Raw genomic sequence first — 18,404 nt, forward strand, 5'->3', positions numbered from 1 at the left:
TGAATAGATAAACTAAGGAGAAGTCACAATGAAAGAGATTGACCAAAAGCTTGCGGGGAAAATTGAACGTTTAACGAATAAAACATTTAAATTTGATGATCGTATTAAAGATGGCTGGTTTTCGGCGGTTTACTTCCTGAAAACAAAACAAATTGCGGAAGAGATTTTGCCGAACAATCATGTAACAATGCAATTCTTTCAAAAAGACCATGCAGTACTATGTGGTACGGATGAAGTTATAGCATTATTACATACATTTGCTGACCAGCCCGAAACACTAGAAATAAAATCATTAAAAGATGGGGACCGGATCCAACCTTATGAAACCGTGCTAACCATTTCTGGTTCCTATCAGCAATTTGGATACTTGGAAGGAATTATCGATGGAATCCTTGCGAGAAGAACATCTGTAGCTACAAATGTATACAATGTTGTAAAAGCAGCGAGAATCTCGGGCAAACAAAAGCCTGTCATATTTATGGGGGATAGGGATGACCACTACACAACCCAAGCCGGTGATGGCTATGCTGCATTTATTGGAGGGTCTACCGCCCAAGCCACCCATGCGATGAATGAATGGTGGGGGAAAGAAGGAATGGGGACAATGCCTCATGCTTTGATTCAAATGTTTCGTGGGGATGTAGTAGCAGCGGCTGAAGCATATCATAAAGTTTTTCCTGAAGATGAATTATCGGCGCTTGTTGACTATAACAATGATGTCATAACGGATTCATTGAAAGTTGCCAAACGATTTGGTGATCAATTAAGCTCGGTACGTCTAGATACTTCCCGAACACTAGTAGATAAGTACTTCTTGAGGAATCACCACTTAATGGGTACCTTTGATCCACGTGGGGTGAATCCGGAATTATTATTCGCTCTAAGAAAAGCTTTGGATGATGAAGGGTTCCAACACGTGAAGATCATGGTTTCAGGTGGTTTTACGGAAGAAAGAATCGAGGAATTTGAAAAAGCTGGTGTACCAGTGGATATGTATGGAGTAGGCAGAAATTTATTGCGGTTAAATATTGGTTTCACTGGCGATTTAGTTTTGCTGAATGGTTCACCGGAAGCGAAAGAAGGACGAAAGTTCCGCCCAAATCCTCGTTTAGAAACGGTGGAATATTACAATTAATTATCGGGTAGGCTGAAAGAAGTATTTTCATGACCTAGATTGTTTGCTATAATTAACTATTGTGTGATAATCTATCACAAACAGTACGTCAAATCCTTGTTTGAACATGTGGAGGTTCTTTTTATGACAACTTACCATCTTATTGGTATAAAGGGAACTGGAATGAGTGCCCTTGCACAAATTCTTTATGACTCCGGTGAAATCGTTCAAGGCTCCGATGTGGAAAAACACTTTTTCACAGAAGATGCCTTAATGGAAAAAAACATTCCAATTCTCCCGTTTTCTAAAGAAAATATTAAAGCAGAATATACGATTATTGCAGGAAATGCTTTTTCAGATGAACATGAAGAAATCCAAGAAGCAAAACGATTAGGTTGTAAATTTTACCGCTATCATGACTTTCTTGGTGATTGGTTAAAACAATTCCGCAGTATTGCGATAACCGGTTCCCACGGAAAAACTTCAACGACTGGTCTACTTGCCCATGTGTTGAATGAAGCCTTTCCTATTTCCCATCTAATCGGTGATGGAACAGGTAAAGGACATGTCGATAGTGAATATTTTGTTTTTGAAGCTTGTGAATATCGTCGTCACTTTTTAAGTTATGAACCGGACTATGCGATAATGACAAATATTGATTTTGATCATCCTGATTATTTCACGAGTATTGATGATGTTTTTTCTGCTTTTCAAGATATGGCTGATCGCGTGAAGAAAGGTATTATCGCTTGTGGTGATGATGAGTATCTGCAACGGATAACTGCAAAGGTGCCTGTATTGTATTATGGATTGGAAGCTGGAAATGACTTCCAAGCCCAAAATATAAAGATAACCGGAGAAGGAACAGAATTCGATGTATTTGTAAGAAACACATACTATGATACGTTCCTGATTCCAATGTTCGGTGATCATCATATTCTGAATGCATTATCCGTAATCACTTTATGCCATTATGAAGGGCTATCTGCAGCAGATATTAAAAAGCTCAGCACATTCGGTGGTGTGAAACGACGCTTTTCCGAAAAAACAGTCGGTAATCAAGTGATTATTGACGACTATGCCCATCATCCGAAAGAAATTAGAGCTACCATTCAATCTGCTAGACAGAAATACCCGAACAAAGAAATAATCGCCATTTTCCAGCCGCATACTTTTACGCGAACAAAAACATTTTTACAAGAATTTGCAGACAGTCTAAAAGGTGCAGACTATGTATACTTATGTGAAATCTTTGGTTCAGCAAGAGAAGAAGCTGGGAAATTGACTATCACCGACCTGCAAAAGTTAATAGAGGGTTGTGAGATTTTGGATATCGAAGAGACGAAAGTGCTCGAGAAGCATGAGGATAGTGTACTTATTTTCATGGGTGCTGGTGATATTCAAAAGTTTATTGAAGCTTATAAACCAGAAATGAAAGCTTCGATTATTAATGAATGATGTATGAAGAAAGTCTGTCAAAGGTAACCTAGAGTAGGAGGCCTTTAGGCAGGCTTTTTTATTTATGGACATCCATTAGATAGTTTATATCAGTTATTTGATCACATACTAGCTTCTATGTAGGAGAGATTATATTCTCTATTTGCCTGAGAGAAGGACATAAAAACTTGTTGGGGAAAATATCATATATTTACATTCCTGAATAAGTGATTTGATAGCCGTTTTGGGAAAATATTAAGTGTTTATCTTCCTGAAGTAGAACTACAATCCTATTTCGGGAAAATATTATGAGTTTATTTTCCCGAAGCAGTAGTGCAATTTCATTTTCAGGCATAAAGCAACAATTTTAGGTACCAAAGATTGTTCGATAACGCTATAATCTCATCCACCATATAATTCGAAAATTTAAAGATAAAAGTATATACTAAACGTATATACAAATTATTTTTGGTACGATGTTTAGTCCATGGCAGTTAGGGTATAAATTTTATAAGTACCGCTAACTGATCAGACCAGTAATCAATCGCAAAAGGAGCTGTTAAGACTATGGAAATCATGCTTTATATCGCTATAATTATCGCAGTTATAGCTCTTGTGGTACTGACCGTCTATACGATCAACACCCTGAAGGTAACGAAAGACTTTCTAAATGAAACGAAAACAACACTACAGGGATTGGAAACACAGGTGAAAGGAATTACTACGGAGACAACACAATTACTTAATAAAACGAATCGTCTTGCGGATGATGTGGAATTAAAATCCCGAAAAATGGATGGCCTACTGGACGGAGCTAAAGGAATTGGTGAGACGATGAAGGAATTTGATCGTTCATTGAATCAGTTATCGAATAGTATTGCCCGCGCTTCTTCTGAAGATCGAGAAAAAACAAACGAAGCAGTGAAGTGGGGAGCATCTATTTTGGAATTTGTGATGAAGCGAAATAAACAAAAATAAAAATTAATTCTATTAATGGAGGGACTAAAAATGGCTGAAAACAATAATACGAAAGACTTTGCTATTGGTGTTGTGTTAGGTGCGGTAATCGGAGCCTCGACGGCGTTATTATTTGCACCAAAATCCGGGAAAGAAACACGACATGATTTAAACATGGGTGCCCAACAAGTTAAATACCGTGCTGGCGAATTAAAGGATATTGCGGTTGAAAAAAGTGCGGGTTGGAAAGATAAAGCATATACTACCGGTTCTGAATTGAAACAAAGAACATTAGATACAAGTGCTGAATTGACCAAGAAATCTAAAGAACTGACTAAAACAGCTGCTACTAAAGCACAAGAAGTTTCAAAAGCGGTCTCCGAGAAAACTAAAGATTTCACGAAAAAAGCTGCTAATCAAGCAGACGCCGTTGATGAAAAGGTGAATCAAGCGGCTGATAAAGTGAATAAAAAAGATACTACGAACGTTGTAGATCGTGAAGTGGAAAAATCAGGTGAAGAAGTAGATAAAAATATTGAAAAAGCAGCAAATGTCGCTGCCGAAAGCATAGAAGATGCAGACGAGGCATTAAAAAGCAATAAAAATAGTGCAAGTACAGTTAGATAAAACAGAGGCTAAAGCAAATCCTGCTTTAGCCTTTTTCATTGTCTCATTTCCAAACTTTACACTGATACTTCGCTCCAAATAATCGCTAAACGATCTCCATTTTGAATCATTGTATCAAAACCTGCTTTTTCTTCATTACGAAAAATGGTGAAATTCCCGTTAACATTTGTTAAATCCACATCGACATAACGGAAAACATCTTGGAAGAGGAAAGTTTGATTATTTATGTTTTTCATTGTCAGTCGGTCGTTAGGATATAGATTGCTATCATATTTCAATACGTCTTGCTTACGTAAAATCTGATAAGCTGGTTTTTTTAATGTTATTTTCTCCTCATTAAATGTAACCTCAATTTCTTGCCAATACGGTTTTCCTAACATATTAACTACATCTTCAACAGTCGGTGTGATAGAGGGAATTATTTTAATCTCATCTCCATGCTGTAAAGTGGTATCCACGTTTGCCTTCTTGTTGTTCACGAGAAAGGAGGTTCCACTCATTGGAAGATTTATTTCTCTCTGATCAATGATAATAGGGAAGGAAGGTTCGACGTTTTGGTTTGGAAAGTACTTCGTTAAAAAGTCTTTAATCGATATTTCCTGTCTCCATCTGATATTGTCCCGATCTTTCACCCTATAAGTTGAGGGTTGCATGGTTCCATTTACGAGAAAGGAAGTTCCCATATCATACAACATACCGTTGTATTGTACTTGAAACATTTCCTCTCGCCCAACCAGCTCGGCCAAACTCATTTCTGCATTTTCTCCGTCGTGACCTCTTTCAATCTTTATCGTGTCACCATGCTTAACTTGATCATGTACAGTTGCTGGAGCATGATTGAGATAAATGACTGGAGGCTTACCATACTCGCCTGAAATGGTTATTTCTTTGCCATTCAGTGTTATAATAACAGCCAATCCAGGTTTACCGTAAAATCTTCTTAATTCGTAACCTGCTTGCACGAGACAATCACCGACGGTCAATTCATTCACTTCGAATAAACGCACATCTTCTCCATTAACAATGACACTTATATAGTGTACTGGACGTTCTTTAGCAGTAATTGCAATTCCAATAGGAGTTACAAAAGTAGGTCCAGCTGGTAAATTATCAGATGCCTCCAATTGTTGGATAGCGTCTACCCCACGGATAGCGATTCGATTTAACGGGAGATCAAGTTCACCGGATAATTTATCGCTGATGTTCGGTGTTAAACTCCCACCGCCGACAAGCATCACTGCTCGTGGACTTTTTATATTCAGCTTCTTAATTTCTCCAGCTATCGTTCTTGCGAGGTGATCTACTTGTTGTTCTATCTCTATTATTAATTCTTCATAGGTTATAGTAGTTGAAAAACCAAGTATATCCTCAATTTCAGCGGTTTTTTCCATGACTATTTCTCTTTTTACTTTCTCTGCAACAGGGAAATCAAGTAAGTATGAGTCGCTGATTGCTTCAGTTATCTCATCACCCGCCACAGGAACCATTCCATAGCTGACTACGGTCCCTTTATCTGTAATTGCAATATCGCTTGTGCCTGCACCTATATCGATCAAAACAACATTCAAGCGCCGCATGGATTCGGGAATAAGTACATTTAGAGCCGCAATCGGTTCTAACGTCATCGCCTCAACTTCTAAATCTGCTTTAGTTACTGCGGTGAGCAGGGATTCCACAACAACTTTCGGTAAAAAAGTTGCAATGATATCGGCACTGGCCTCATTTCCTTTCTGTTCGATAAGGGAGTCAATGCGTTCATTGTCTAATTGATAGTATAATAGTGAATATCCTACACAATGATAATGATTGGAACCATCATTCATTTCGTCAGACTTTAGCTTCTCTTGTGCAACTTGAAGTGCAGATAACTCTAAATGCTTAACATCTTCATTGGTCTGGATAGAATATTCAAGCAAATTGACAGAAGCACGGGCTTCTATAGTCTTCAAAGCCCTCCCAGCAGCTGCTATGCATACTTTATGTAAGGTGGTTCCGATCTTGGCCTCTAACCTTGATTTAACCTCTTTAATGGTATTAGCGACTGCGACTACATCATGGATTTGACCATCCCTCATAGAACGTTCATCATGTTCAATTATACAATAATCAATCAATCTAATTTTAGACATATCTTTCTCGATTAGCACTCCAGTAACGGAGCGTGTTCCAATATCTAGAGCGAAAGTTATATTACTCATATGTATCATTACTCCATTCTTTCAAATAGGCAATCTCAAACCAGCCACTCTCTCTAATTATCTATTATCTAATTTATCATATTGAAAGTAAGAGGGGGATGTTTAACAACCGTACGGTCTTTTATTCACATGGATAGTTAATAGATAACCATTAAATGAATGAAAAACCTAGTATATTTTTGTCAAGTTTTTCCTAATATTATTTAATTTTAATTAAATAGTGACAAATAATAGATTTTTAGCTATAATTGTCACTAATTATTAAAAAGTTTTCAGGGGGCATATATTATGAGTAATCAAATGGAACAGCTTAGACAACAACTTGATGATGTGAATCTTGAGATTTTGAATTTAATTAATCGCCGCGCAGAATTGGTTCAGGAAATTGGTAAAGTTAAATCAAAGCAAAGCATGTATAAGTTTGATCCGGTAAGGGAAAGAGAAATGCTTGATTTAATTAAAAAGCATAATAATGGTCCATTTGAAAATTCCACAATTGAGCATATTTTCAAGGAGATTTTCAAAGCGGGATTAGAGCTTCAGGAAGATGATCACCAAAAAGCTTTACTTGTTTCCCGTAAAAATCAACCTGAAAACACTGTGATTGACATCAACGGAGCGAAAATCGGCGATGGTTCGACAAACTACGTATTCGGTCCTTGTGCGGTTGAAAGTTATGAACAAGTTGCACAGGTGGCAGAGGCGGTTAAAGCAAAAGGATTAAAGTTACTACGTGGTGGCGCCTTCAAACCTCGTACATCACCTTATGATTTCCAAGGTTTAGGAGTGGAAGGATTACAAATTTTAAAACGCGTTGCAGATGAGTATGGATTAGCGGTAATCAGTGAGATTGTTAACCCTGCACATATTGAGGAAGCCGTGGAATACATTGATGTGATTCAAATTGGCGCAAGAAACATGCAGAACTTTGAATTACTAAAAGCTGCAGGAGAAGTGGATAAGCCAGTACTTCTAAAACGTGGTCTGTCAGCAACAATCCAAGAGTTCATTAATGCAGCTGAATACATCATTTCACGTGGAAATACTAATATCATTCTATGTGAACGCGGAATCAGAACTTATGAAACAGCGACTAGAAATACATTGGATATTTCGGCTGTACCTGTGTTGAAGAAGGAAACGCATCTACCGATTCTTGTGGATGTCACACATTCGACTGGTAGAAGGGACTTACTGCTTCCAGCAGCTAAAGCAGCACTTGCAATTGGTGCGGATGGTATTATGGCGGAAGTTCACCCTGATCCGGCTGTAGCACTTTCTGACTCAGCGCAACAAATGGATATACCAACATTCGATAAGTTCTTTGAAGAGATCACTGACTTGGATAGACGATTGAAATAAGATAAAAAAACTGCTTCTGAGAGAAGAAGCAGTTTTTTTATTTTGTAAGTTTGGGAATACTGCTAGTAAGAATCAGTTTATATTTATGACAAACTTATGAAAACACCATGAAAATTTTTGAAAAAATTTTCATGGTAGAGTATGATAGAAAAAAGAGCACGAACTATACTGGAGGTATATGTGATGACTGTAACGATTTATGACGTAGCTAGAGAAGCAAACGTTTCTATGGCTACTGTTTCCCGTGTGGTAAACGGGAATCCGAATGTTAAACCTAGCACAAGAAAAAAAGTGCTAGCAACAATTGAACGATTAGGCTATCGCCCAAATGCTGTAGCTAGAGGACTTGCTAGTAAGAAAACAACTACGGTTGGAGCGATTATTCCTGATATATCCAATATTTTCTTCTCAGAACTGGCTAGAGGAATTGAAGATATTGCAACGATGTACAAGTACAATATTATTTTAAGCAACTCAGACTCCAAAAAAGAAAATGAATTGCAGCTTATCAATACGATGTTGGAGAAGCAGGTAGATGGAATCTTGTTTATGGGTGGTAATATCACTGATGAACATATCCAGCAGTTCAAAACTTCCTCTGTACCTGTAGTTTTAGCTGCAACATATGATTCAAGTAATGAAATTCCATCTGTAAATATTGATTACGAATTGGCAGGCTACGAAGCGACAAAAGATCTGATTGAAAACAATAACAACCAACAACCAGCAATTGTTATTAGTGTGCCGGATGCGCCGGTGAATAAGCTTAAATATGAAGGCTATCTCCGAGCTTTGGAAGAATCCAATATAGAATTCAGTGAGGAACTGGTTATTACGGTCGATTATTCTTACGATGGAGGAATAACGGCAGCAGAGAAACTTCTTGAGTTGGAAGCACTTCCTTCTTCTGTGTTTGTCACATTTGATGAAGTGGCAATTGGAGTGATTCATGGGTTCCAAGATCGAGGATATAACGTTCCGGAAGATATTCAAGTATTTGGTTTTGATAATACTAAGCTCGCGAAGATGGTGCGCCCGACGTTGTCCACAGTTGTGCAGCCAATGTATGACATCGGAGCTGTCGCAATGCGTCTCTTGACGAAATATATGAACAAAGAAGAAGTAACCGATAAAAATGTTGTTCTTCCACATCGATTGGAAAAAAGAAACTCAACAACTTCCAATTAATGCCGATATAAAATATAAGAAGCTAGGTACGTGAATTTGCTACTGCTTCCTTCTCCAATGTAACAGGGGGGAAGACAGTAGCTTTAAAAATGAAAAGCCATACCATTCATAACCAGTTTCAAGTATTTTAATGAAGTTTGGAGAGATTACGATGACGAAAAAAGATATACTGACTCCGATCGGCATAACGTTAGGATTTTTGATGATTATCTTTGCGATTGGATCGAATGGCAACCCATCAAATATTTCAATTTTCTTAGATGTTCCTTCTATATTTATCGTTATCGGTGGATTAGTAGCCTCCTTGTTGATTACGTTTAAATTTGAGCAAATTAAACTAACAAGAGGAGTAGTCAAAGAGTCTTTTATCAAAACTGAAAACCGGTTACCCGAATTGGTAGAGTTATTCACTCGCCTATCGGAACGAGCTAGAAGAGAAGGAATTCTTGCTCTTGAAAATGAATTGGAAGATGTGGATGACCCTTTTATAAAAAAAGGAATTATGCTTGCGGTCGACGGTATTGAACCTGAAGTCATAACTGATATTTTAAATGCGGAGATAACTGCCATGGAAGAACGCCATTATAAAGGTCGTTCGATCATTGAAAAGGCAGGAGAATACGCTCCAGCTTGGGGAATGATTGGTACGTTAGTTGGTCTCGTACTCATGTTGAACCAACTTTCTGATCCGGCAACACTTGGACCGGCAATGGCTATTGCTCTAATAACCACATTATACGGTACAGTGCTTGCGAACCTTGTTTTCCTTCCAATGGCTAGTAAACTTGAGACAAAGACAGAAGAGGAAGTGTTTCTTAAGCAAATTATCATTGAAGGAATTATTGGAGTTCAATCTGGACAAAATCCAAGAATTTTGGAAGAAAAACTTAGTGCTTTCGTTTCCTATTCGGATAGGGAAAAATATAAAGAAGCCATGCAAAAGGAAGAAGAAGCTATTCGTTCAGGAATGGTGGAGGATCGAGTAAATGAAGCGTAGACCGGTCAAAAAAAAGCAGGATAAAGGGGCAGCAAAGTGGCTTGTAACTTATTCTGATATGGTAACTTTGATTCTTGTATTCTTTATCTTATTGTTTTCGATGTCAACTGTTGATCAAATCAAACTAGAAGCAGTAGCACAGTCTTTTCAAGAACGAGTAATATTCGATTTTATGCCTTCCATTGTACCAAATGACCAACCCGAAAATACTGAGGCCGCGGAAACGGCTGAGGATGATCATTCAGATGATCCTATTGATTTGGATAGGGCCTTAGATGAATATGAAAGTAAAGCTCAGGAAGATGAATCCTTGAATCAACTGATAGATAGTGTAGAGGATTACCTGGATGAACATGATTTAAATGATATTGTTTCAGCGACCCGTACAGAACGGGGAGTATTGTTAGTGATACAAGAAAGTATATTTTTTGACACTGGAGAAGCTATTATTCTAGAAGAAGGAAAACCGTTTCTAGAAGAACTGGCAACTTTATTCTCACAATTGCCAAATGATATAAAGGTAGAAGGGCATTCCGATAGTAGACCAATTAATACATATCGATATCCGTCCAACTGGGAATTATCTGGAGCTAGAGCCAGCAGTGTAGTCAGGTATTTTATTGAGGAATTTAATTTAGATGAATCGCGCTTTTCGATAGCAGGGTATGCTGATACGAGACAAATTGCACCTAATGATACGGAAGAAAACATGAGTATGAATCGAAGAGTCGAGATAACAATCTTGAATACGGATGCTCAAGAAGAAAATTAAAAGAAGCAGTAAATATGAACCTCATATTTCTGCTTCTTTTTGTTTATTGAAATACCTTTGTTTCCATGGCTTTTTGTACAATCTCTTTTTCAGAGAAGTAAATTTCTTCGTCTCCGATTACTTGAGTTGTTTCATGCCCTTTACCTGCAAGCAATATACAGTCATCTTGTTCACTAATCTCTATCGCATATTGAATTGCTTTCTCGCGATCACGGATTTCGATGAATTTACCTTTATTTCGTTCGATGGCATCAGTTGTTTCTTTCATTATCGTTTCAATATCGTGGTTTTTTGGATTATCTAAAGTCACAATTGAAAAGTCGGCATATTCAGCTGCTACACGTCCCATACCATAACGTTTATCTCTGCCGTTTTCACTCATGTCTGCGTATACTCCAAAGACGAGTATAATATTACCTTTTACGAAAGGTTTAAGAATACTGATTGTTTTTTGCAGCGCATCTTCTGTATGTGCAAAGTCGACAATTACATTGAAATTCCCTGAGGAGTATACTGTTTCAAATCTGCCGTCAATGTTACTTACATTAGCCAACCCTGTTTGAATTGCTTCAATAGCGATTCCATTACTATATGCAGCTGCAATCGCAGCTAGGCTGTTTGAGACATATATTTCACCAGGCAGATGAATGTTGATTTTGGCTGTTTCAAACGGTGTATGTAATGTGTAAGATGTTCCCTCGAGAGAATATTCAATATCAGAAGCATAAAAGTCAGCTTTCTCATGGATTCCATATGTCAACGTTTTAACATTGGAATCTCTTAATTGTTCAATTAATCTCTGGCCATAGATGTCGTCCGCATTGATGATATTAGCCTTTTCAGTCATCGTAAATAATTGCGCCTTAGCTTCAAAGTATTCATCCATTGTTTTATGTAACTCTAAATGATCCGGACTTAAATTGGTAAAAATACCCGTACTGAATTTAGTATGTGCCACCCGTTTTAATTGTAAAGAGTGGGAAGAAACTTCGATTAGACAGTAATCGTGGTCTGTGATCGCCATATCTTTTAGGAATTTCTGTAAATCGACTGATTCAGGTGTAGTATTGTTTGTTGGTATCAATTCATCGTCTATTACCGTGCCCAATGTACCAATTACACCGGTTTTATGGTTGGCTTCATTCAAAATGGACTTTAAGAAATGAGTGATGGAAGTTTTACCATTTGTACCCGTTATACCTATCACATTTATGTCGTCAGATGGATTGTCATTGAAATTGCTGGCAACCTTAGCCATCGCATTTCTAGTATTCTCTACTTTAATGACAGTTACTCCGTTTGGCACATGTATATCCTTTTCCACTAGGACAGCAACTGCACCATTTTGAATTGCTTCTTCAGCTTTATCATGTCCATCCAGTGTGAAACCGGAAATGCAAATGAATAAACTATTAGTCTGCTTAATACGAGAATCAAAAATTATTTCAGAAATATCTTGGTCTAGTGTCCCTTGGACCAAGTCATATTCCATATCCTTTAGGATGTTACTAAGTCTCATGTCCGTTCAGCTCCTTCTCAGAATGACAAGGTCAAATATTTAACAAGTTGCTTTACTAATTATATATCTTCTTAAAATGATTGTCTATGTACGAAACGATGAAGAGTAAAAAGAAAGGAAGGACCCAATCGGATCCTTCAAGAATTTGAATTGCTTATCTTCGCATATTTGAGCATTGCTAACAATAATTTATAATTTTTTTCTTCTATTTCTGACTTCCTTGGAATCTGTGGAAAAGCTTCCTCTCCATCATGCCAAGTGCTTGGTAAAGGAACTGGTGATACATGTTGCCATTTATTTAACCAACTGGATGGCAAATCCCCCTCTAAAATACGTTCCGTTTTCATTACACTCCAGATCTGTGCCCATGCTCTCGGCACAACTCGCCAAATATCATATCCTCCGCCACCAGTGGCAATCCATTTTCCGTCACAATATTGATGTGCCAATTCATGGGCGAGAAGGGGAATACGTTCGAAAATAGACATCGAACCACATAAGTGAGTTAACGGGTCAAACGTATGAGCATCTGCACCGTTTTGGGTTAAAATTACATCCGGCTTAAAATACTCCACAATCTCCTTGAATGCGGTTTCATAAACGTGCAAAAACGACTCATCCTGAGTGTATGCGTCTATTGGAAGATTGAAGGAGTAACCATGACCTTCCTTAATTCCACGTTCTCTAACATCTCCTGTGCCAGGGAATAAATAACGGCCAGTTTCATGAATGGAAAAGGTGCAGACATTAGGATCATCGTAAAATGCCCATTGTACACCATCACCATGATGGGCATCGGTATCCACATAAAGCACTTTCAGGTCATATTTATTACGAATATACTTGATAGCGACCGCGCCATCGTTATAAATACAGAATCCTGCAGCTTGACGTTCGAAACCGTGATGCAGTCCTCCACCAAGATTTAAAGCATGGTCAGCTTGGCCTGACAAGACAGCGTCGACGGCAGTTAGGGTTCCACCCACCAAATAACTTGAAGCTTCATGCATATTAGGGAACATCGGAGTATCTTCTGTTCCCAGCCCAAAAACAAGTCCTTCTTCTTTAGTCAAGTTGCCCTTGCTGGCTTTCTTAACCGCTTCGATATATTGAGTTTCGTGAAATAATGCCAATTCTTCCTCTGTAGCTTTTCTCGGTGGGATAATATCCTCTTCATCCAGCAAGTTACTAGTTTCGAGCAGATCTTTAGTCAATAGTACCCGTTGTTGATTGAAAGGGTGGTCATCATTAAAACGATAGGTCGAAAAGTCATCTGAAAATACAAATTTAACTTTTTTACTCATAATTTAGGCTCCATAATATTATTTGGCCAGAGTAGTTTAAAACCTGCATCCCGTATTCCTCGAATGATCGGCATAGGGTTCATCGTCTGTACCCGAAAAACAAGCACTTTGTAATGAGGATCATCAAGATAAGGATAAACGAGCACGGAAACAATATTAACGTTGTGATCACCGATTATTTGTGCAACTTCCGGTAAGATTCCTGGTCGGTGAGGAACTTTTACTTCTATTTGTGAACTTTGTACATGTGTACCCGTTAATTGAATGAACGTATGGAGCATATGCTTTTCGGTTACGATACCGACAAGTTCATCATTATGGACAACAGGAACGGCTGCAAACTCCTTCTCATAAAAAATCCTCGCGATTTCCTCCACAAAGTCCAAGGGATGCACAGTTACAACTGGATGACTCATAATGGTTTGAATCTCATTTTGCAATTCCTTCCTATCTGCATCTTTTAGTAGGGAAGAAGGACTTGCATCTCTAACATCACGATCGGAAACAATCCCAATTACCCGGTTTTCATCATCAACAATCGGTATATGTCTTATCTTATTTTTTTTCAGCAAATGTAATGCTTCCTCAATCGTTGCAGTCGGCGGAAGGGTTGGAACATTTGTGTTCATTATACTCTCGACTAACATCTTCATCCCTCAATTCTATTTCTATATATTCATTATTCTTATGTCTATTTGGTGGTAGATTTCCTTAAAAGTCATATATAGCCCTGCTTAACATCTGCGTTATTATGTTTAAGACTCATTTTAAGTGCTTTGTGCCACTGCTCCGTTAATAAGCTTGCAAAAACATGCGCAAGGAATTTGAACTTGTGTACATCACACCGCAAACATTTGAGGGTGGACTCTATTCTAACGTCTTTTCTAAAGGATCTGTCCGCTTAATTCGTCAATTTCAAGAGTAACTTCGGACCATTTCATGTTTTATTAGGCGCATTTCGTAGGTCGCTGATCGGTTGTTTCCGCTTTTTTGTTTGCTCATATCTAGTTAAAAACCTTAATTTGTCAAATTGTTCAATCGCCTCTGTGGAAACATTCTTTCCGATTCTAACCATTAATGTATTGGCGGGGTGGGAAATGATTTCTGGATCATCCGTAGGCGCTGGACTTAATCCACCGGAAGCCATCATTTTTTCCATTATCTTTCGGTAATCCCAAATACTTAATTTCGTGCCTTCCAAATCCCAATGCCAATAATATTCTGTAGAAATAATAATATAGTTCTCCATAAAATCATCCATCATGGAGACTTTTATTAAATTAGAAGCAACGCGTTCTCCGCGATATTCTGGTGCGATTTCAATTGCACCGAGTACAATCAATTCCTCCATATTAAATGTTGACCACCGCTCCAATGGGTCAGGGTAGAGATAGGTCACATAACCTACAATCATTTCTTCTGTACGAGCGATAATTATTCTACCTTCTTCAAAATCAGCGATTTGAAGAAGCGCTTCAAATTGTTTCTTCGCAGGGCGAAAGGCAATTAATTTTTCATGGAAATTAAATTTTTTCAATTGTTCGGATGATAGGGGACCTTCGATGGTTATTGGTCCTTTTGTTGTTTCATAGGTTACCGAATGGAATTCCTTGCTGTGCTTCACTGCTTCACCACCTAATAAATTGTCACGTTTTTATCAGCTACTCTTATCAGTTATGCGCTTACAAACATTATACATGATTTCATATAAATTTTTTAGTATTTTATGAAAATTGGATGACTCAGATAAAACAGTGATTATTCAATAAAAAAATCAGGAGCGTTTTGCTCCTGATTCTGTTTATTCATCTTCGTCTTCAGCTTTATCTTTTCCTTTTCCTTTTTCTTTTCTTTTTCCTTCATCTTTATTTGTATCTTTATTTTTATCTTTGTTCCCTTTATCTTTCTTTTCGTCCTTTGTTTCCTCTTCTTTTTCTTCATCAGGTGTCTCTTTTTCTTCCTTAGGTGTTTCACCGATGATAACAGTTGAAGAGGCACCAGATTCACGACCAAAGTAATCAACGGCTTTTACATGATATACACCGTCTCCATTTACTTTAAATTCTGGAGAGGCCGAGTTGCCGACTTGTGAGAAATCGCCGCCAGGTTTAGAGGCTTTATAAATTCGATAACCCACTACATTATTACTTGATGAACTGTTCCAAGTCAGTGTATTACCAGATGCGTTTAGAGATGATGGAGGCTGTGGAGCTTTGCCATCATCACTGACCGTACTGCTCACTGCGCTACCGGGAAATCCAATTTTCTCCCATTTGCTTCGGTCTTCATTTTGTGGAATGAGCTGCCGGATGTTCGATAATTTATCGTATCCTTTTTCTTTTAGAAACTCAGGATTTAACACCAATCCATCCTGTTTAGTGAATTCTCCAGGTGTATTTGAGCCAGCCATTACAGCTTTTCCATTTACTAAAATATGTGAGCCTGTTATTAAACTATTATCTCGTTCAGTCGGAACAAATTTTGCGTTAAAAAGATCCGTTTTGACAAGACCAGCACGTTGACATAGATCACTAGGCAGCTTGCCGGAAATGGCACAATAGCTTCTCTGCACAATACCTTCAGGTTGTTGGAAAGCATGGTCAGGTGCTACGAGTTCCGGTCTGAGATCACTTGCCGCATTGATGAATTGAGCCCAGAAAGCACGATTCCATTGGCTTTGTCGATTATGATCAAGCGAATCATTAATTTCATATCCCATCCATGTTGCAAATGTGATGTTTGGATTACTTGCAACAAAATGAACATCATAAGTATTCGATGACGTCCCAGTCTTTCCGGCCCAGTCAACATGAGGATATTTCAGCATCGACCTTAAGTCGTAGGCAGTTCCGTACTTGATGACATCCCGCATCATATCAATCAATAGATAGCTCGTTTGTGGAGAGAAGACTTCCACTGGTTCATGCTCATGCTCGTAAAAAACCTCTCCGTCACTTGTTGTGATCTTTTCGATGATATAAGCATCTGCAAATTTACCGCCATTAGCAACAGTAGAGAAAGCATTTGTGTTCTCTTCTATGGTTATTCCGGTATCCAATGCCCCAATCCCTAGAGTAGGATGCGCATACTCACGGTCATTTATGGACGTGATTCCCATTTTCCTTAAATATTTATCCACAGGATTAATATCAATGAGTGACACATATGTTTTTACCGCTGGTATATTATATGACTTGGCTAAATGTGTCCGTGCAGACAGCAATCCGTGATGTCTTCTGTCAATATTACGGATTTCATGCGATCCTCCACCACTAGGTACCTGATAGAACACGTCTGCGATTGGTGTACCCGGCTGAATTAATCCTTCTTCCATTGCTGGACCATATACTGCGATTGGTTTCATCGCACTTCCATTGGAGCGTTCAGCTTGGGTTGCAAAGTTGAAGTGATTCTCGATATCAGGACTACGATTACCAAAGAATGCAATGATTCGTCCCGTAGAATTTTCAATCATCATTGCTGCACCTTGAACTTCTTGTTCAATCATCTTGCCGGAACCTTTTGGATATTCCGTCATTGTATTGCTTCCATATTGAGAATAATTCTGGCCAATCTCTTGGAACAGATCATACATCTCTTTATCAATTGTTGTATGAATTTCATAACCTTTTGTCTGAAGTTCTCTTTCAGCCCGAATTGCATATTCTTCATCTAATTCAGGTTCTTCGGCCAAATCCTCATTAGTAATACCATCTTCTTCTAATAGTTTGTTCTTCAAAATGCTGATGGCATTTCTTTGAATCTCTGCAGCTAGAACAGGGTATTCTTCAAACGGTGATTTTTCTTCCTCTTTAAAATCAGCCACTAGATCATATTCGAGAGCTTCTTCGTATTGTTCTTGGGTAATGTATTCCATATCCAACATACGATTCAAAACAGTTTTCATTCGGTTAAGTCCTGGTTCAATACCATCTTCGCTCTTCAAACCGCCGCCATTTGCAAATGGGGTATAAGCGGAAGGGCTTTGAGGAAGTCCAGCTAGGTAAGCGGCCTGAGCCAAATTAACATCCTTGGCATCAATTCCAAAAATACCTTGTGCTGCCGTTTGGATTCCGGCGATATTTCTACCCGATGAATCTCTGCCATAAGGAACAATATTTAAATATGCCTCAAGAATTTCTTCTTTATCAAAGAAACGTTCCAGCCTAAGTGCGAGTAAAATTTCTTTTGCCTTTCTTTCAAATGAAACTTCATTCGTTAGGATTTGATTTTTAATTAACTGTTGAGTTAATGTACTTCCACCAGTTTGCGTTTCCGAGTTGGAAACTTCTTGATAGACTGCTCGCAATATGGCTTTAGGTACAACCCCATTGTGTTCATTAAAATACTCATCCTCTGTTGCAATCACGGCATCAAGCAAGTGCGGTGCGATTTGGTCAAGGGATGTCTCATCTCGATGTATATCAGCATTTATTTCGCCTAAGAATTCATTATCAGCGAAATACATTCGTGAGGTTTCCGCATAATCATAAATATCTTGAGCCATCGTTTCATAGTCACGAATCTCTTCATCTTTTACAAGGGAAGCAAAATAACCTGCACCAATTCCGCCAACGAAAAACATTCCGATACAGCCTATGATTAAAAAGAATAAAATAATATTCCATGCAACTCCATATGTAATCCGGCTTGATCGTTGGATTTTCCCTGACTTCCAGTTTTCTCTTAATGCTTCGATCAATTGTTGCATCCACTTTTTTAAATCCATTTGCAACCCTCCTAAATTTCGTTTATAATTATACCATATATGAAAAAATACATGAATACGTTTTTGGAAATGATTGCTAAAGGCAAGAAAATATGCTATTAATAGATAAACTATGCTGAGAAAGATTCAGTAGCCATGTGAATCCCTATCGAAGAGAGTTGGCGGGTGGTGCAAGCCAATATAAATTTACTGGTGAATTA

14 protein-coding genes and 1 other annotated feature (1 of these 15 cut by a window edge) are annotated in these 18,404 nt (G+C 38.2%); of the genes, 8 read left to right on the plus strand and 6 right to left on the minus strand.

Annotated features, from left to right (window positions below):
- Positions 1-28: 28 nt before the first annotated feature.
- The 4 genes from M3210_RS03725 (at position 29) to M3210_RS03740 (ending at position 4,135) form a co-directional block, all read left to right on the plus strand.
- A complete protein-coding gene (locus M3210_RS03725) occupies positions 29-1,135 on the plus strand; it encodes a nicotinate phosphoribosyltransferase (protein WP_251511636.1) in 1,107 nt (368 codons plus the stop codon).
- A 123-nt stretch (positions 1,136-1,258) separates the two neighbouring features.
- Complete coding sequence (gene murC / locus M3210_RS03730) at positions 1,259-2,572, plus strand: UDP-N-acetylmuramate--L-alanine ligase (protein WP_251511637.1); 1,314 nt, start codon at positions 1,259-1,261, stop codon at positions 2,570-2,572.
- A gap of 546 nt (positions 2,573-3,118) precedes the next feature.
- On the plus strand, positions 3,119-3,529 hold the full coding sequence (locus M3210_RS03735; protein ID WP_251511639.1) for a DUF948 domain-containing protein: 411 nt from the start codon (positions 3,119-3,121) through the stop codon (positions 3,527-3,529).
- Between the two features lie 30 nt (positions 3,530-3,559).
- Positions 3,560-4,135, plus strand: a complete 576-nt coding sequence (locus tag M3210_RS03740) for a YtxH domain-containing protein (RefSeq protein ID WP_251511641.1) — start codon at positions 3,560-3,562, stop codon at positions 4,133-4,135.
- A 56-nt stretch (positions 4,136-4,191) separates the two neighbouring features.
- Here M3210_RS03740 and pilM read toward each other — a convergent pair whose 3' ends face one another.
- Positions 4,192-6,333 (minus strand): pilus assembly protein PilM, encoded by a 2,142-nt coding sequence (pilM, locus tag M3210_RS03745; RefSeq protein ID WP_251511643.1) that lies wholly within the window; start codon positions 6,331-6,333, stop codon positions 4,192-4,194.
- 288 nt (positions 6,334-6,621) lie between these two features.
- Here pilM and M3210_RS03750 point away from each other — a divergent pair, with 288 nt between their 5' ends.
- The 4 genes from M3210_RS03750 (at position 6,622) to motS (ending at position 10,652) form a co-directional block, all read left to right on the plus strand.
- Positions 6,622-7,695, plus strand: coding sequence for a bifunctional 3-deoxy-7-phosphoheptulonate synthase/chorismate mutase (locus M3210_RS03750; protein ID WP_251511645.1), 1,074 nt, complete (start codon positions 6,622-6,624; stop codon positions 7,693-7,695).
- 183 nt (positions 7,696-7,878) lie between these two features.
- The gene (gene ccpA, locus M3210_RS03755; protein WP_251511648.1) at positions 7,879-8,883 is read left to right on the plus strand and encodes a catabolite control protein A; all 1,005 of its coding nucleotides are present in this window, start codon (positions 7,879-7,881) and stop codon (positions 8,881-8,883) included.
- Positions 8,884-9,034: 151 nt separating this feature from the next.
- The gene (motP, locus tag M3210_RS03760) at positions 9,035-9,880 is read left to right on the plus strand and encodes a flagellar motor protein MotP (protein ID WP_251511650.1); all 846 of its coding nucleotides are present in this window, start codon (positions 9,035-9,037) and stop codon (positions 9,878-9,880) included.
- Entirely contained in the window at positions 9,870-10,652 is a 783-nt protein-coding gene (gene motS / locus M3210_RS03765) for a flagellar motor protein MotS (protein ID WP_251511652.1), read from the plus strand. The genes motP and motS overlap by 11 nt, the downstream gene beginning before the upstream one ends.
- A gap of 43 nt (positions 10,653-10,695) precedes the next feature.
- On the opposite strand, the gene M3210_RS03770 is transcribed toward motS, so the two are convergent.
- From M3210_RS03770 to M3210_RS03790, 5 genes are all read right to left on the minus strand, one after another.
- Positions 10,696-12,171 carry a UDP-N-acetylmuramoyl-L-alanyl-D-glutamate--2,6-diaminopimelate ligase gene (locus M3210_RS03770; RefSeq protein WP_251511655.1) on the minus strand — a complete coding sequence of 492 codons (1,476 nt, stop codon included), beginning with the start codon at positions 12,169-12,171 and terminating at the stop codon, positions 10,696-10,698.
- A gap of 137 nt (positions 12,172-12,308) precedes the next feature.
- Positions 12,309-13,475 (minus strand): acetoin utilization protein AcuC, encoded by a 1,167-nt coding sequence (locus tag M3210_RS03775; RefSeq protein WP_251511658.1) that lies wholly within the window; start codon positions 13,473-13,475, stop codon positions 12,309-12,311.
- The gene (locus tag M3210_RS03780; RefSeq protein WP_251511661.1) at positions 13,472-14,122 is read right to left on the minus strand and encodes an acetoin utilization AcuB family protein; all 651 of its coding nucleotides are present in this window, start codon (positions 14,120-14,122) and stop codon (positions 13,472-13,474) included. Before M3210_RS03780 ends, M3210_RS03775 begins: the two co-directional genes overlap by 4 nt.
- Before the next feature lie 290 nt (positions 14,123-14,412).
- Entirely contained in the window at positions 14,413-15,099 is a 687-nt protein-coding gene (locus tag M3210_RS03785) for a GNAT family N-acetyltransferase (protein WP_251511664.1), read from the minus strand.
- Positions 15,100-15,276: 177 nt separating this feature from the next.
- Entirely contained in the window at positions 15,277-18,204 is a 2,928-nt protein-coding gene (locus tag M3210_RS03790) for a transglycosylase domain-containing protein (protein WP_251511668.1), read from the minus strand.
- Between the two features lie 108 nt (positions 18,205-18,312).
- Positions 18,313-18,404: a binding site (T-box leader), on the plus strand (it continues 118 nt past the right edge of the window).

Source organism: Oceanobacillus luteolus (assembly GCF_023715655.1).
Classification (GTDB): Bacteria; Bacillota; Bacilli; order Bacillales; family Amphibacillaceae; genus Oceanobacillus; species Oceanobacillus luteolus.

What these genes read in the sequence shown, in the direction of transcription:
- motS (WP_251511652.1), top strand. Translation starts at nt 9,870, where the DNA reads ATGAAGCGTAGACCGGTCAAAAAAAAGCAGGATAAAGGGGCAGCAAAG.
- murC (WP_251511637.1), top strand. Translation starts at nt 1,259, where the DNA reads ATGACAACTTACCATCTTATTGGTATAAAGGGAACTGGAATGAGTGCC.
- pilM (WP_251511643.1), bottom strand. Translation starts at nt 6,333, where the DNA reads ATGAGTAATATAACTTTCGCTCTAGATATTGGAACACGCTCCGTTACT.
- ccpA (WP_251511648.1), top strand. Translation starts at nt 7,879, where the DNA reads ATGACTGTAACGATTTATGACGTAGCTAGAGAAGCAAACGTTTCTATG.
- M3210_RS03790 (WP_251511668.1), bottom strand. Translation starts at nt 18,204, where the DNA reads ATGGATTTAAAAAAGTGGATGCAACAATTGATCGAAGCATTAAGAGAA.
- M3210_RS03750 (WP_251511645.1), top strand. Translation starts at nt 6,622, where the DNA reads ATGAGTAATCAAATGGAACAGCTTAGACAACAACTTGATGATGTGAAT.
- M3210_RS03725 (WP_251511636.1), top strand. Translation starts at nt 29, where the DNA reads ATGAAAGAGATTGACCAAAAGCTTGCGGGGAAAATTGAACGTTTAACG.
- M3210_RS03770 (WP_251511655.1), bottom strand. Translation starts at nt 12,171, where the DNA reads ATGAGACTTAGTAACATCCTAAAGGATATGGAATATGACTTGGTCCAA.
- M3210_RS03735 (WP_251511639.1), top strand. Translation starts at nt 3,119, where the DNA reads ATGGAAATCATGCTTTATATCGCTATAATTATCGCAGTTATAGCTCTT.
- M3210_RS03775 (WP_251511658.1), bottom strand. Translation starts at nt 13,475, where the DNA reads ATGAGTAAAAAAGTTAAATTTGTATTTTCAGATGACTTTTCGACCTAT.
- M3210_RS03740 (WP_251511641.1), top strand. Translation starts at nt 3,560, where the DNA reads ATGGCTGAAAACAATAATACGAAAGACTTTGCTATTGGTGTTGTGTTA.
- motP (WP_251511650.1), top strand. Translation starts at nt 9,035, where the DNA reads ATGACGAAAAAAGATATACTGACTCCGATCGGCATAACGTTAGGATTT.
- M3210_RS03780 (WP_251511661.1), bottom strand. Translation starts at nt 14,122, where the DNA reads ATGTTAGTCGAGAGTATAATGAACACAAATGTTCCAACCCTTCCGCCG.